The 13,016-nt window shown below is 37.1% G+C and carries 20 protein-coding genes; all 20 read left to right on the top strand.

The genetic code is table 11. The annotated features are described in order from the left end of the window. The first annotated feature begins 53 nt into the window (after positions 1-53). The 20 genes from ACFOU2_RS23135 (at position 54) to ACFOU2_RS23040 (ending at position 12,712) form a co-directional block, all read left to right on the top strand. Positions 54-248 (top strand): cold-shock protein, encoded by a 195-nt coding sequence (locus tag ACFOU2_RS23135; RefSeq protein WP_377918641.1) that lies wholly within the window; start codon positions 54-56, stop codon positions 246-248. A 332-nt stretch (positions 249-580) separates the two neighbouring features. Further along, complete coding sequence (locus ACFOU2_RS23130; protein ID WP_377918639.1) at positions 581-835, top strand: hypothetical protein; 255 nt, start codon at positions 581-583, stop codon at positions 833-835. Further along, positions 832-1,170 carry a YidH family protein gene (locus ACFOU2_RS23125; protein ID WP_377918638.1) on the top strand — a complete coding sequence of 113 codons (339 nt, stop codon included), beginning with the start codon at positions 832-834 and terminating at the stop codon, positions 1,168-1,170. The genes ACFOU2_RS23130 and ACFOU2_RS23125 overlap by 4 nt, the downstream gene beginning before the upstream one ends. Before the next feature lie 180 nt (positions 1,171-1,350). Further along, positions 1,351-2,475: an MBL fold metallo-hydrolase gene (locus tag ACFOU2_RS23120; protein ID WP_377918637.1), complete on the top strand. Its 1,125-nt coding sequence runs from the start codon at positions 1,351-1,353 to the stop codon at positions 2,473-2,475. A 140-nt stretch (positions 2,476-2,615) separates the two neighbouring features. Further along, entirely contained in the window at positions 2,616-3,002 is a 387-nt protein-coding gene (locus ACFOU2_RS23115; protein WP_377918636.1) for a sulfurtransferase, read from the top strand. Further along, positions 2,989-3,249, top strand: coding sequence for a metal-sensitive transcriptional regulator (locus tag ACFOU2_RS23110; protein ID WP_377918634.1), 261 nt, complete (start codon positions 2,989-2,991; stop codon positions 3,247-3,249). Before ACFOU2_RS23115 ends, ACFOU2_RS23110 begins: the two co-directional genes overlap by 14 nt. A gap of 102 nt (positions 3,250-3,351) precedes the next feature. Beyond that, positions 3,352-3,579: a sulfurtransferase TusA family protein gene (locus tag ACFOU2_RS23105; protein ID WP_377918632.1), complete on the top strand. Its 228-nt coding sequence runs from the start codon at positions 3,352-3,354 to the stop codon at positions 3,577-3,579. Between the two features lie 58 nt (positions 3,580-3,637). Further along, complete coding sequence (locus ACFOU2_RS23100) at positions 3,638-4,120, top strand: DsrE/DsrF/DrsH-like family protein (RefSeq protein ID WP_377918631.1); 483 nt, start codon at positions 3,638-3,640, stop codon at positions 4,118-4,120. Positions 4,121-4,170: 50 nt separating this feature from the next. Further along, a complete protein-coding gene (locus ACFOU2_RS23095; protein ID WP_377918630.1) occupies positions 4,171-4,545 on the top strand; it encodes a rhodanese-like domain-containing protein in 375 nt (124 codons plus the stop codon). A gap of 18 nt (positions 4,546-4,563) precedes the next feature. Continuing rightward, positions 4,564-4,860 carry a rhodanese-like domain-containing protein gene (locus ACFOU2_RS23090; protein ID WP_377918629.1) on the top strand — a complete coding sequence of 99 codons (297 nt, stop codon included), beginning with the start codon at positions 4,564-4,566 and terminating at the stop codon, positions 4,858-4,860. Between the two features lie 62 nt (positions 4,861-4,922). Beyond that, positions 4,923-5,477 (top strand): sulfurtransferase TusA family protein, encoded by a 555-nt coding sequence (locus tag ACFOU2_RS23085; protein ID WP_377918628.1) that lies wholly within the window; start codon positions 4,923-4,925, stop codon positions 5,475-5,477. 19 nt (positions 5,478-5,496) lie between these two features. Beyond that, positions 5,497-5,892: a DsrE/DsrF/DrsH-like family protein gene (locus tag ACFOU2_RS23080; protein ID WP_377918627.1), complete on the top strand. Its 396-nt coding sequence runs from the start codon at positions 5,497-5,499 to the stop codon at positions 5,890-5,892. Between the two features lie 49 nt (positions 5,893-5,941). Continuing rightward, positions 5,942-7,069: an MBL fold metallo-hydrolase gene (locus tag ACFOU2_RS23075; protein WP_377918626.1), complete on the top strand. Its 1,128-nt coding sequence runs from the start codon at positions 5,942-5,944 to the stop codon at positions 7,067-7,069. A 49-nt stretch (positions 7,070-7,118) separates the two neighbouring features. Further along, positions 7,119-7,346 (top strand): sulfurtransferase TusA family protein, encoded by a 228-nt coding sequence (locus ACFOU2_RS23070; RefSeq protein WP_377918624.1) that lies wholly within the window; start codon positions 7,119-7,121, stop codon positions 7,344-7,346. Between the two features lie 60 nt (positions 7,347-7,406). Further along, complete coding sequence (locus ACFOU2_RS23065) at positions 7,407-8,183, top strand: sulfite exporter TauE/SafE family protein (RefSeq protein WP_377918623.1); 777 nt, start codon at positions 7,407-7,409, stop codon at positions 8,181-8,183. Between the two features lie 144 nt (positions 8,184-8,327). Further along, entirely contained in the window at positions 8,328-8,672 is a 345-nt protein-coding gene (locus ACFOU2_RS23060) for a thioredoxin family protein (protein WP_377918622.1), read from the top strand. Positions 8,673-9,361: 689 nt separating this feature from the next. Beyond that, positions 9,362-9,709 (top strand): hypothetical protein, encoded by a 348-nt coding sequence (locus tag ACFOU2_RS23055; RefSeq protein WP_377918621.1) that lies wholly within the window; start codon positions 9,362-9,364, stop codon positions 9,707-9,709. Positions 9,710-10,199: 490 nt separating this feature from the next. Next, positions 10,200-11,129 (top strand): ABC transporter ATP-binding protein, encoded by a 930-nt coding sequence (locus tag ACFOU2_RS23050; protein WP_377918620.1) that lies wholly within the window; start codon positions 10,200-10,202, stop codon positions 11,127-11,129. Then, positions 11,126-12,226, top strand: coding sequence for an ABC transporter permease (locus tag ACFOU2_RS23045; protein WP_377918619.1), 1,101 nt, complete (start codon positions 11,126-11,128; stop codon positions 12,224-12,226). The genes ACFOU2_RS23050 and ACFOU2_RS23045 overlap by 4 nt, the downstream gene beginning before the upstream one ends. A gap of 51 nt (positions 12,227-12,277) precedes the next feature. Continuing rightward, positions 12,278-12,712 carry a DUF6526 family protein gene (locus tag ACFOU2_RS23040; RefSeq protein WP_377918618.1) on the top strand — a complete coding sequence of 145 codons (435 nt, stop codon included), beginning with the start codon at positions 12,278-12,280 and terminating at the stop codon, positions 12,710-12,712. Positions 12,713-13,016: the final 304 nt, after the last annotated feature.

Here is a 13,016-nt window from a genome sequence, read left to right as displayed (position 1 = left end):
CTATTATTACTTTTTATTGAGGTATAATAGATAGGAGGAGTAGTGATGTTGTCATGTATTTTCGCAAAAGAAATGAAGAACCATTACCTAAAGAACAAACAGAGGTTTGGGAATGTGAATCAGAAGACTGTATAGGTTGGATGAGAAAAGATTTCTCTTATGAGAAGCATCAAAACTGTCCTTTATGCGGTCATAAAATGAGAACTGGAGAACGTCTTTTGGAAAAAGTACCTCCTCCCCCCCATTGAAGCTGATTGATATCCACGGCTTGTATAAGGATCCCATCTTTTATTGTGTATATATGTCTATAAAGTTAGCATGAAGCTTTCAATTTAGATTTTAAAAAGTCCTATCTGTTTCTTTAACTGAAAACAAGATCATTAACAAATTAACATTCATTTATCTTTGCTTTCTGCTTCTGTTGTATCTTATAAGTATTCTAATTAAATGCAACCATGTTATAGGATGAAAGCTCGGACTATTTTTGCTCCGAGCTTTTTTGCTTCCTGTAAGGCTCATTATATGAACTGGAAAATGAAATGAAGGATATAATTAAACTGAAGAAGAGGTGAAAACATAAGTGAAAATAAAAGGACCAGAAGGAACAGAAGATTTTATTTCATTTGAAGAGATTGTTGTAACGGAAAAGTTTTTAAATTCACGTCCTAACCCTGAAAAAATACGGAAAGTTGTAAACTATTTAAAACGGACAGGCTGCTTAGATGAGCCCATTACGGTTAATCGAGATACAAAGATTCTCACGGATGGCTACACACGCTATATTGTGGCTGAAAAGGTAAAAATGAATCTAATCCCTGTTGCATACGAAAAATGAGCAAGGAAAGCCTACATAAGCATCTTGCCAACGAGCGAACCTTTCTATCCTGGGTAAGAACTGCTATTGCTATCGTAGGTATCGGCTTTTTAATAACCAATTTACATGTAAAATCGTCTGTTAGCTGGCTGTCCGATGCAACCGTTTTGACCATTGGTATTTTAGCTGTTGTGACAGGCGTGTTAACGATCGTTATGTCCGTAATAAGCTATTTTAAAAAGATCAACCAAATCAATGAGCAAACATTTCGGTCTTCAAAAATGATGGTTCTCTGTTTAGCTGTCATGATGATTTTGATCATTTCCATCTTTGGTTTTTATTTTTTAACTTTGTAGATTAACGTACCCATACTGGTAATTGTATAAGATGTGTTTCATTATAAGAATAGTATAAAAAGTGATAGTTGGAATGTATGTTATGGTTTTGCGGATAATAAATGAAGAAGAAATCCGATCAACTTCACTATCGATTAAATAATTGATTATACCCTTTTGTAAAGGAGGAATCGTAAGTAAATGGCCGTGAAAATGATTTCTGTAAAGGAAATTGCCAAAAAAGTCATAAACCATGAAAGTATGTTTATTATAGATGCCCGAAACACAGGGGATTTTGATGAATGGAAAATTGAAGGAAGAAATATAGAAATTATTAACGCACCTTATTTTGAGTTAATGGAGGGTGTAGAATCCATTCTTGATAAATTGCCTAAAGATAAAGAGATTTACACGATTTGTGCAAAGGGTAATTCTTCGAAGATGGTGGCTGAAAAGTTGGTAGAGGCAGGGTTTAAGGATGTCTATTCCATTGAAGGTGGAATGAAAGCATGGAGTGAGCATTTGGAGCCTGTAAAGATCGGTGATTTAGAAAACGGCGGGTCTATCTATCAGTTTGTGCGTCTAGGCAAAGGTTGTTTATCTTACTTAGTTGAATCTAATGGAGAAGGTGCCATTATTGATACTAATCGTATGATTGATGTATATCAGCGATTTTCTGAAGAACACCATATTTCCATCACGCATACGCTGGACACGCATCTTCATGCAGACCATATTTCGGGTGGGAGAGAGCTTGCCGAAAAAATTGGAGCAACCTATCATCTCCCGCTTAAGGATGCTGAGGAAGTCACGTTTCACTATGTCCCGATTGAGGATGGAAATGAAATAAAAGTAGGGCATGCTCTTATCAAAGCTATTTATTCTCCAGGACATACCATAGGGAGTACATCGTTTATCATTGATGATCAATATTTATTGACCGGTGATATCTTGTTTATTGATTCTATTGGCAGGCCAGATTTGGCTGGAAAAGCCGAAGACTGGGTCGGTGATTTACGCCAAACACTTTATCAGCGTTATAAAAAGCTAACAGATGAATTATTGGTATTACCTGCTCATTTCATGGGCATTAACGAAATGAACGATGACGGAAGTATATCGGAAAAGCTAGGGACGTTGTACCGTCAAAATCATGGGTTGAACATTACAAGCGAAGAGGAATTTAGGAAGACTGTAACAGAGAATCTTCCTCCCCAGCCCAACTCTTATGAGGAAATTCGTCAAACGAATATGGGGAAAATGGCTCCTGATGTGGAACAACAAAGGGAAATGGAAATTGGGCCAAATCGCTGTGCAGTTCGATAATTTCTGAAAAAGGTACCGGCTCTGGTACCTTTTTGAATGCCGGTTTCAAAAAGATTATTAAAATCATCTTGACAATATACCATATGGGGTATAATATACAGGACATACACAGAACAAAACTTTCTGTTAAGGTGGTGCTTATGATTCAGTATTTATTACTATTACCATTTATGCTTTTAGCAGCGAGCATATATAGACGTTATTATCCTGTAAAAGGTGTGCCTTGTATAGAAACAGAAAGTGATTGGTGGAATGATACCAATACGATACTAGATATTAGGGATTACAATGAGGCGGCAAGAGACTTACACAGCGATTCAGTAAACATCCCTTACGCGTATCTCAAACGTTTTTATACAGAGATTCCACAGGGTAAAATCCACGTAATAGCGGCAAATAAATTAGAACTGAATTTAGGATTACGCTTTCTAATGAGAAAAGGTTTTAACGTGGCTAGTTACGAATTAAAAGAATGTCCGTGTAATCAAAAACAAAAGAAAGGGGTGTTAAACAATGGAATACGGTAAAAATATTCAAAATCGCTTAAAACGAATTGAAGGACAAATTAAAGGTGTCTTAAAGATGATCGAGCAGGGGAAAGACTGCAGAGAGGTTGTCACTCAATTGTCAGCTGCCCGTAATGCGATTGATCGTACAATGGGGGGGATTGTCAGTACCAATCTTGAACAGTGTGTAAGGGAAAATGTAGAGAAAGGCGAAGGCACCGAACACCTGGTAAAAGAAGCGGTTGAGTTATTGATCAAAAGCAGATAAAAAAGTTCATCAAACCTAACATCTAAGGGTTGACGAACTTTCTATTATAGATTACTATATACCCATAGGGGTAATTGTATAAAAATAAATGGAGGGAAAATCATGAAAGTAGATCAAGTATTAGACGCAAAAGGATTAGCATGTCCAATGCCGATTGTCAAAACAAAAAAAGCGATGGATCAGTTAACATCTGGTCAAGTATTAGAAGTACAGGCAACAGATAAAGGGGCTAAAAGTGATTTAGCAGCCTGGACAAAATCAAAGGGCCATATTCTAGTGGATGTTAAAGAAGAGAATGACGTATTGACATTCTGGATTCAGAAAGTCTAATTTTTTTTAATTCAATATACCCTAAGTGGTATATACAAAATAAAGGGAGGTTCAAAGAATGACGGAACAAAAGAAAAAAACAACGATTGTCTTATTTAGCGGGGACTATGATAAAGCTATGGCAGCTTACATTATTGCGAATGGAGCAGCCGCTTATGATCATGAAGTCACCATTTTTCATACGTTTTGGGGATTAAATGCATTGCGTAAAGAAGAGTTGGTTCCAGTAAAGAAAGGATTCCTTGAAAAGCTTTTTGCGAAAATGATGCCTCGCGGAGCTGATAAAATGGGCTTATCCAAAATGAATTTCGCGGGAATGGGTCCTAAAATGATTAAGCAAGTCATCCAAAAACACAATGCCATGACACTGCCTCAACTTATTGAAATGGCACAGGAACAAGACGTAAAATTAGTAGCTTGTACGATGACGATGGATCTTCTTGGATTGCAAAAGGAAGAGCTGCTGAATGGGATTGAATATGCTGGTGTTGCTGCATATTTAGGAGATGCTCAAGATGGAAATGTAAACTTGTTTATCTAAATGGAGCAAATAGAAGAACAGGTAATAAAAAAGAAGGGGCAGTTAATACTATGTTTGATATAGGTACCCTAATCAATGTTTTGTTGATGGTATTCGTCGCATGGTTTTTATTCCAGCGTTTTGTTCCTGTAAAAGGGATTAAGAATATCAGCACCAGTGAATTAAAGTCGGAGTTAAAAAAGAAGGACAAACAGTTTATTGATGTGCGTACACCTAGTGAATTCAAGGCAAATCGCATTAAGGAGTTTAAAAACATTCCTCTATATGAGCTGCAACGAAGAGCCAAAGGACTTTCAAAAGAAAAAGAAGTTATAGTCATTTGTCAAAGTGGAATGAGAAGCGGCAAAGCAAGTAAACTGTTGAAAAAACTTGGTTTCAAAAACATTACGAATGTCAAAGGCGGCATGGGTGCATGGCGTTTATAACAAGGAGGTAGAACGGTTATGAAAGAGATTTTGCCAAATGAAGTAGAAGCCCTACTAAAGGGTGGAAAACCTATTAATGTGGTGGATGTCCGTGAGGTGGAGGAAGTAAAAGCCGGAAAAATTCCACATGCGATTCATATTCCTTTAGGATTACTTGAATTCAAAATGCAAGATTTGGACAAATCAAAAGAATATATCATGGTCTGCCGTTCAGGAGGCAGAAGTTCCAGAGCAGCGAAGTTGCTTGAGAATCATGGATATAAAGTCATTAATATGACAGGTGGCATGTTGGATTGGAAAGGTCCAACAGAATAATTTTTTTAAATAAAATTATACCCCATTCGGTATATAGAAAGTAGTTTAAGGAGGAGAAACGGATGAAGGCAGATCAAGTATTAGATGCAAAGGGATTAGCATGTCCGATGCCAATTGTAAAAACGAAGAAAAAGATGAATGATTTAGAACCAGGACAAGTATTAGAAATACAGGCAACAGACAAAGGTTCCACGGCAGATCTGCAGGCATGGGCGAAAAGCACAGGCCATGATTACTTAGGAACAGAAACGGAAGGAGATGTTCTTCGACACTTCCTTCGTAAGAGCGGCGGAAATACAGAAACTGCTGCCACAGTCATCCCTGAAATTTCACTGGAAGATTTCAAGGGGAAAGTAGAAAAAGGTGAGCACATCACTATTTTAGATGTACGTGAAGTAGATGAGTATGAGGAGAAACATATCCCTGGTGTAATCCATATTCCACTTGGGGAAGTAGAAAAACGTGCTGGCGAGTTAAATAAGGAAGATGAAATTTATGTGATTTGCCATTCCGGCAGACGAAGCGAAATGGCTGCCCAAACTATGGCGAAACAAGGATTTAAGAAATTGATCAATGTTGTGCCCGGCATGCGGGATTGGACAGGAAAAACGGAATAAATAAGGGAGGATGAAAAACATGAGTAAAAAAGTAGCCATCATTGCCGCAAATGGCGGATTATTCGATGCATACAAAGTATTTAACATCGCAACAGCGGCTGCTGCAACCGATCAAGAGGTAGCGATCTTCTTTACATTTGAAGGATTGAATTTAATCCATAAGGAAGCTCACAAGCAGTTGCCAATGCCAGAAGGAAAAGAGCATTTTGCAGAAGGTTTTGAAAAAGCAAATGTACCTTCTATTCCCGAATTAGTCGCCATGGCACAAGAAATGGGAGTGACATTTATAGGTTGTCAAATGACGATGGATGTCATGGGATTAGAAAAAGATGCTTTTGTGGAAGGAATTGAAGTAGGGGGAGCTGTCACATTCTTAGAATTTGCCAAAGATGCAGATGTGACTTTAACCTTTTAATCTTTATAAAAAATTTTAAATAAAAATATACGGTGGGAGGTATAGGAGGATGGCAGTAAATCAGATGACGGCTAAAGAGTTAGCCAAAAAAGTAATGAACAAAGAAGAGTTATTTATATTAGATGTTCGTAATGAAAGCGACTTTCAGGATTGGAAAGTTGAAGGAGAGAAATTTGTTTACTTAAATGTACCTTATTTTGAATTACTCGATGGCGTAGAAGGAATCATGAATCGAATTCCTGCAGATAAAGAAGTACTGGTTGTGTGTGCAAAAGAAGGTTCATCGATTATGGTAGCTGATATGTTGTCAGAGGAAGGACTAACGGTTTCTTACCTTAAAGGCGGAATGAAGGCTTGGAGTGAACATTTGGAGCCGGTTAAAGTTGGTGACTTAAAAGACGGTGGGGAGCTTTATCAATTTGTTCGCCTCGGTAAAGGATGCTTATCTTACATGGTGGTTTCAAATGGTGAGGCAGCGATCATTGACCCGACCAGAATGACTGACGTCTATTTAGACTTTGCAGAACAAATTGGAGCAACCATCACGCATGTATTTGATACACATTTACACGCGGATCACATTTCGGGTGGAAGAACGATTGCAGAAAAAACGAATGCCACTTACTGGCTGCCACCAAAAGATGCAGCAGAAGTAACGTTTGAATATCAGCCGTTAGAGGGCGGTAATGAAGTGACGATCGGCCGCGCTGCTATTAATATTCATGCTCTATACTCTCCGGGTCATACAATTGGGTCAACTTCATTTGTAGTCGATGAAAAGTATTTGCTTTCTGGAGATATCCTGTTCATTGATTCTATTGGCAGACCGGATTTAGCGGGGCTGGCTGAGGATTGGGTAGGAGATTTACGAGAAACTCTATACAGCCGTTATAGAGAACTATCACACGAGTTAATTGTTCTGCCTGCTCACTTTATGATTATCGAAGAGTTGAATGAAGACGGCAGTGTGGCTGAGAAATTAGGGAAGCTTTTTGCTGAAAATCATGGATTGAATGTGGCAGATGAAGAGGAGTTCAGAAACATGGTAACAGGAAACTTACCGCCACAGCCTAATGCTTATCAAGAGATTCGAGAAACAAATATGGGGAAAATCAGCCCGGATGAAGAAAAACAACGCGAAATGGAGATTGGTCCAAACCGTTGTGCCGTTCGATAAATCGTAGCTATAGGGTTAAATGATTTATTAAAAAAGAGGAGAAATCAAGATGAAATCAGATAAAGTGTTAGACGCAAAGGGACTAGCTTGCCCTATGCCGATTGTAAAAACAAAGAAAGCGATCAATGAATTAGAGTCTGGTCAAGTATTGGAAATTCACGTAACAGATAAAGGAGCCAAAAGTGATCTTGCTGCCTGGAGCAAATCCGGCGGACACGAACTCTTAGAGCATGTTGAAGAGGGCGATGTATTAAAGTTCTGGATCAAAAAAGGCTAGTAAAGAAAGGGTATCGTTTTAGATGGTACCCTTTCTTTCTACAAAAAGGAGGGGAGTCTGGTGGATCTTGCTTTTGACGTTACTCTTTTTCTGATTGGCTTTGTTGGAGCTTTTATATCTGGCATGGTTGGAATTGGCGGCTCGGTTATTAACTATCCCATGTTATTATATATTCCTTCGTTAGTAGGAGTCGCTTCTTTAACCGCCCATGAAGTTTCTGGTATAGGTGCAATCCAGGTTTTTTTTGCGACAATGGGAGGAGTCTGGGCATACCGCAAAAGTGGTTTCTTAAACAAGTCCTTAATTTTATATATGGGAAGTAGTATCTTAATTGGAAGTATGATTGGCAGTTATAGCTCTAACTTTATGACGGAAAAAGGAATGAATATTGTTTATGGCATCTTAGCACTCATTGCTGTTATTTTAATGTTTATACCTAAAAAGGGTTTGGATGATGTACGAGGGGATCAAGTCACATTTAGTAGATGGTGGGCTTCTTTCTTGGCATTTTGTATAGGTGGAGTAGCAGGTATTTTAGGTGCTGGAGGAGCCTTTATTCTAGTTCCTGTCATGTTAGTTCTATTAAAGATTCCAACAAGAATGACCATTGCCACATCTCTTGCGGTTACATTCATTTCTTCAATCGGAGCGACCATCGGCAAAATCACTACTGGTCAGGTTCTGTTTTTTCCAGCAGTCATTCTCATTGTTGCGAGCTTGCTTGCTTCTCCATTAGGGGTGATGGTTGGGCAAAAAATCAATACAAAAATCCTCCAATGGCTTTTAGTGCTATTGATTTTAGCAACAGCTATTAAGATTTGGATAGGCATTATCTGATTATAGTTCAACTTTTTGCTATAATCGCACAAGAAATTCTTAATTTTTATCATTAAGTGTCTTTGTATATATTATAACCCCCCGGGTATTTTAAGTTTGAGCAATGACTAACTAAACTCTCAAAGTAATGATTGGAGGAGAAACATGAGGGAAATGGTAGAGCTGACTTCATTGGAAATGATAGACGGTTTTATAAAGGAACACTCCTTAAGTTTTCTATATATATCGAGGACAAATTGTAGTGTTTGCCATGCTTTATTACCGCAAGTGAGGGATTTGATGATTCATTTTCCATTTATCCAACTAGGTCATATTAATGCAGATAAGCTTGAAGAAATAGCAGGACATTTTTCAATTTTTACTGTACCTGTATTGCTTTTATTTGTAGACGGAAAAGAATTATTAAGAGAGGCTCGATTTGTTCACTTAGAACAACTTAAAGAAAAAATAAAAAAGATCTATGAACTGCATATAGTAAATGAAGGCTAATAATAAAAAAAGAAAATAGATAAAGAAATGTTTAGGAGTATGTAGCAGGGTGGAAGAAATGACTGTTAGTTTACGGCAGGGTTAACCCTGCTTTTTTCATTAATGAAAGATTATGTGTTTTTGATTTTTTGTGATGATTGCTATTTTGTCCGTTCGTAAAAGTACACTTTTACGAACGGCTATGTTCTCCGTATAAAATCAACATTTTTAATATCCGTAAAAGTCTATAAATAATTTACGAATGTCCAATTATTTACAGACACCTTTACGAAGAATTTTAACTTCAAAATTAAGTTGATCTATTTTGTTAACTTAATAAGCAAAACCATCCCAACAGGGTAAACTTATTGAGGCGTTTATAACCTTCCACTATTGCGCCCGATTGTTGAAGATCTTAATATTAAAGACTCAATATTTCAGTTCTATTTCTTCTTGAACTAACGCCTCCGGTATCCATGCATAATTCCTGAAAGAAGTCCATAGAGTATATTATCATTCTAAAGGATAATCGGGGGAGGGGATATATGTTGAGTTATACAGTTCCGGGAGGTCAACCGTAGGGAAAACCAATTTTTGTCACAAGCAAAATAAGGGAAGCGCTGGTCGCTGAGTTAACCGCAATTAATGATTATACTTACCATATTGCAAATTCCAACATGGAAGAAGTCAATGCGGTTTGGAGAATAATCATGCTGGATGAAAAAAAACATTACGGAATGTTTCTAACCCTGTTGCGCAAATACGACCCCGTACAATATCAAACCTATCTCTATTACAAAGACACTCAATTTGTAAAGGAACCCATGCAAATTTATAAACCTAATTATGATAAGCAATTGATATTAAATAATGTCAGAAATGATTTAAAAGGTGAGCTAGAAACAGCCGTACTTTATGATCAATATGCAGCTGAAATTTCTATCCCGGATGTCAAGCATGTTTTCGCTGTCATCAGCCGTGATGAGAAATACCATGTTGAACATTTAACGAAGCTCTTGATAAGTTATGATCCTGACCCCTACAATGGTCTAAAATAAATCTACACTTCAATATAAGGTTTTATAGCCACAACGATTTGTAATCCGAATAAACAATTCAAAAAAATTGCCGTTACTTATGGTACGGTTCGCCGTAACGTTGGATAGGGTAAACTAAAAATGTACTGGAGAGGTTCTTGCTGCCTCTCCTTTACTTGATGTATAAAAAAATGGACGGAGATGTGTATTAATGACACTAGAATAACTCATTTAAAAAGGCGTTTTTCTAATTGATATGCTCCGGAAAAGCGCCCGATTGTTGAAGATCAAAGGCTGCTGAAACCGGTTCACACTTATTGAACATTAAATCATTAACTTTCCCTTATGAATAACCGTCATTAGTTTACGTCCTTTAAGCGGGAAGGTCTAGCAATAATTTATTTAGATAGCTTAAAATGGATAAGTTTAGCCTTATTTATTCATTCATTTTACAAAACGAATGTTCTATAATTGAATTAATAAGTAGAGACAAAAGTATGGAGTGTGAGCGATGAATTCTCCTGAAGAAATCATTAAAGTTCAGAATTTAATGAAAAAATATGGTAATTTTACAGCGGTAAAAGGGATAGAATTTGAAGTACAAAGAGGAGAAGTGTTTGGTCTTCTTGGTCCGAATGGAGCGGGAAAAACCACGACTTTAGAAATGTTAGTGGGCTTACGAAAACCAGATGAAGGAACGGCGATTATTGGAGGATTTGATATAATACGAGAATTGAAAAAAGTAAAAGAAGTAATAGGTGTACAGCTTCAATCGACGACGCTTTTTGAGCTGCTTACTGTAGAAGAAATATTACACCTATACGCCAGTTTTTATCATAAACATGTGTCTATTCCAGAATTAATAGAAGATATGCTTTTAACCGACAAAACTAAAAGTCGAATCAAAAGTTTATCAGGTGGCCAAAAGCAGCGGTTAGCCATAGCCTTAGCGCTTGTCCATGATCCATGGATAATTTTCTTGGATGAGCCGACGACAGGTCTTGATCCTCAAGCTAGAAGAACTCTTTGGGATATTATTCTTCGTTTAAAGGAAAAGGGAAAAACGATTGTTTTAACGACTCATTATATGGATGAAGCGCATGTATTATGTGATCGTATTGCCATTATGGACCAAGGAAAGCTCATAGCATTAGATACACCCTCTCTTCTTGTGAAAAACCTTCAGTCAGATAGCGCGGTAGAGTTTCGTTTTCTAGGTGAAGCTCATGAAGTGGAATTACATGCTATTCATGGGGTTAAACAAGTAGGTAATCAAAATGATATGTATGTTCTGTATACAGATGATTTACAATCGACGTTAATGAGCTTAATTCAAACGGCTTCGGAAAAACAACTAAAATTATCCGATTTGCAAACACGAACAGCTACTTTAGAAGATGTGTTTATACATATGACTGGAAGGGGATTACGAGAAGGATGAAAGCATATTGGCAATTAACATTAACACAATTACGTATTTTCCTTCGTAATCGCCAAGTTTTATTTTGGACATTGGTCTTCCCAATTTTTCTCATGGTCATGCTAGGATCATTTTTAGGGAATGGAAATGGGATGTCTGTATCGATTGGCGTGGTCGATCAAGACAACTCCTCTCAATCTAAGCAATTAATGGAAATATTAATGAAAAACGAAGCGATTCAGTTGCAAAAAGAAAAAAATAAAGATGAGGCATTAAAGTTGTTAAAAAAAGGGGATTCACATGTAGTTGTCATTATTCCGAAAGGATACGAATCCCATTTTAGCAGCCCACCAACAAACTTGAAACCATTCACTCTTCCTGTTTATTATAATGAAACCAATTTTACCGTTTCTCAAGTGGGGATTCAGTTAGTCAATGGTGCGGTAGATGCCCTTAGTAAAAAGATGGTAGAGTATGTTCCGATTGTTGTGACAGAAACGCAGGGAATAGAAGCGTTAAACTTAAAGTATATTGATTTCTTAGTACCTGGCATTGTCGCGATGATGATAATGAGTAATAACATGAATGGCGTTGCAGGACAAATTGCGGCATGGAGAGAAAGAGGAATTTTAAGAAGAATGCAAGGTACCACTTTAAAAGCATCGACATTTATTGCAGCTCAAATTACCGCACGACTTTTCCTAAATGGTATGCAAGCACTCATTGTTCTAGGTGTTGCACATCTGATTTTTGGTATTGAAGTACGTGGATCTTGGTTCACGTTAATCAGTTTTGTCATTTTAGGAACACTAGCATTTATGGCAATAGGTTTTATTATTGCCGGAATAGCGAAAACTCCAGAAAGTGCCGCACCAATTGCTGGTTTTCTATCATTCCCGATGCTATTTTTAGGAGGAGTCTTTTTCCCAATTAAAGATATGCCAGAATTTCTTCAGCCGTTTGTTCAAGTTTTACCGATCGCCCATTTAAGTCATGCCCTACGAGAAACGATGAATGTTGGAGCTTCGTTTATGAGCTTAGGGACAGAGGCCCTCATACTAGGATGTTGGCTCATCGGTGCATTTATTGTTGCCAGCTATACGTTTAAATGGGAATAAGTGAAGGTGCTACTAAATAGATATTAAAAATGGGGCATAAAGGAGGAATAGATGAATAATCAAAATTATCAATCACATGTGCGTTATCACCCGCTTTATCACTTTTTTTTAGCGCCGTTGGTATTAGTAACCCTCATTACTGTTATTGTGAATATGGTTTTTTCATTAAAAGAAGGTTCTAACATTTTTTCATCTGTCATTATACTGCTAATTACAATCATAATGGTCATCGTGTTCGTGTTAGTAAGGTTTTATTCTTTAAAAGCTCAAGATCGGGCAATTCGGGCAGAAGAAAACCTTCGTCATTATGTTTTAACAGGGGAATTGTTAGATTTAAAACTAAATATGGCTCAAGTGGTCGCTTTACGGTTTGCCGATAACAAGGAATTTCCTGCACTTAGTAAAAGAGCAGCAGAGGAAAATTTAAAACCGAATGATATTAAGAAAATGATCCAAAATTGGGGAGCTGATCATAACCGTATATAAACATTACAATCGGGTAATTAATCGTTTTTTTCCACTATTGCGCCCTATTATGGAGTATCGTTTTCTTTATGCTGGCTGCACTTTTATTCTTGAAAAATCCCCGTTACTTTAACAAGAAACTGATTATTAAGTGATTATCTATATCTCCTTGAATATATAAATTCTGTTATCGGAAGTGTTACAAATGTAAGACCTACAACAATTAGCAAAGGGAAATTCTCAATATCGTTCAAATTAGATACCCCTTCCGAGATGAACAAAACTAAACCTGATAATATCATTAAAGCAAAGTAACTTATCTTTG

Source organism: Bacillus songklensis (assembly GCF_042649685.1).
Classification (GTDB): Bacteria; Bacillota; Bacilli; order Bacillales; family Bacillaceae_H; genus Bacillus_BA; species Bacillus_BA songklensis.
This window is presented reverse-complemented; position numbering and strand designations above follow the sequence as displayed.

Coding starts and splice junctions, on each gene's coding strand:
- ACFOU2_RS23135 (WP_377918641.1), top strand. CDS start 54: ATGTATTTTCGCAAAAGAAATGAAGAACCATTACCTAAAGAACAAACA.
- ACFOU2_RS23125 (WP_377918638.1), top strand. CDS start 832: ATGAGCAAGGAAAGCCTACATAAGCATCTTGCCAACGAGCGAACCTTT.
- ACFOU2_RS23120 (WP_377918637.1), top strand. CDS start 1,351: ATGGCCGTGAAAATGATTTCTGTAAAGGAAATTGCCAAAAAAGTCATA.
- ACFOU2_RS23115 (WP_377918636.1), top strand. CDS start 2,616: ATGATTCAGTATTTATTACTATTACCATTTATGCTTTTAGCAGCGAGC.
- ACFOU2_RS23110 (WP_377918634.1), top strand. CDS start 2,989: ATGGAATACGGTAAAAATATTCAAAATCGCTTAAAACGAATTGAAGGA.
- ACFOU2_RS23105 (WP_377918632.1), top strand. CDS start 3,352: ATGAAAGTAGATCAAGTATTAGACGCAAAAGGATTAGCATGTCCAATG.
- ACFOU2_RS23100 (WP_377918631.1), top strand. CDS start 3,638: ATGACGGAACAAAAGAAAAAAACAACGATTGTCTTATTTAGCGGGGAC.
- ACFOU2_RS23095 (WP_377918630.1), top strand. CDS start 4,171: ATGTTTGATATAGGTACCCTAATCAATGTTTTGTTGATGGTATTCGTC.
- ACFOU2_RS23090 (WP_377918629.1), top strand. CDS start 4,564: ATGAAAGAGATTTTGCCAAATGAAGTAGAAGCCCTACTAAAGGGTGGA.
- ACFOU2_RS23085 (WP_377918628.1), top strand. CDS start 4,923: ATGAAGGCAGATCAAGTATTAGATGCAAAGGGATTAGCATGTCCGATG.
- ACFOU2_RS23080 (WP_377918627.1), top strand. CDS start 5,497: ATGAGTAAAAAAGTAGCCATCATTGCCGCAAATGGCGGATTATTCGAT.
- ACFOU2_RS23075 (WP_377918626.1), top strand. CDS start 5,942: ATGGCAGTAAATCAGATGACGGCTAAAGAGTTAGCCAAAAAAGTAATG.
- ACFOU2_RS23070 (WP_377918624.1), top strand. CDS start 7,119: ATGAAATCAGATAAAGTGTTAGACGCAAAGGGACTAGCTTGCCCTATG.
- ACFOU2_RS23060 (WP_377918622.1), top strand. CDS start 8,328: ATGAGGGAAATGGTAGAGCTGACTTCATTGGAAATGATAGACGGTTTT.
- ACFOU2_RS23055 (WP_377918621.1), top strand. CDS start 9,362: ATGCTGGATGAAAAAAAACATTACGGAATGTTTCTAACCCTGTTGCGC.
- ACFOU2_RS23050 (WP_377918620.1), top strand. CDS start 10,200: ATGAATTCTCCTGAAGAAATCATTAAAGTTCAGAATTTAATGAAAAAA.
- ACFOU2_RS23045 (WP_377918619.1), top strand. CDS start 11,126: ATGAAAGCATATTGGCAATTAACATTAACACAATTACGTATTTTCCTT.
- ACFOU2_RS23040 (WP_377918618.1), top strand. CDS start 12,278: ATGAATAATCAAAATTATCAATCACATGTGCGTTATCACCCGCTTTAT.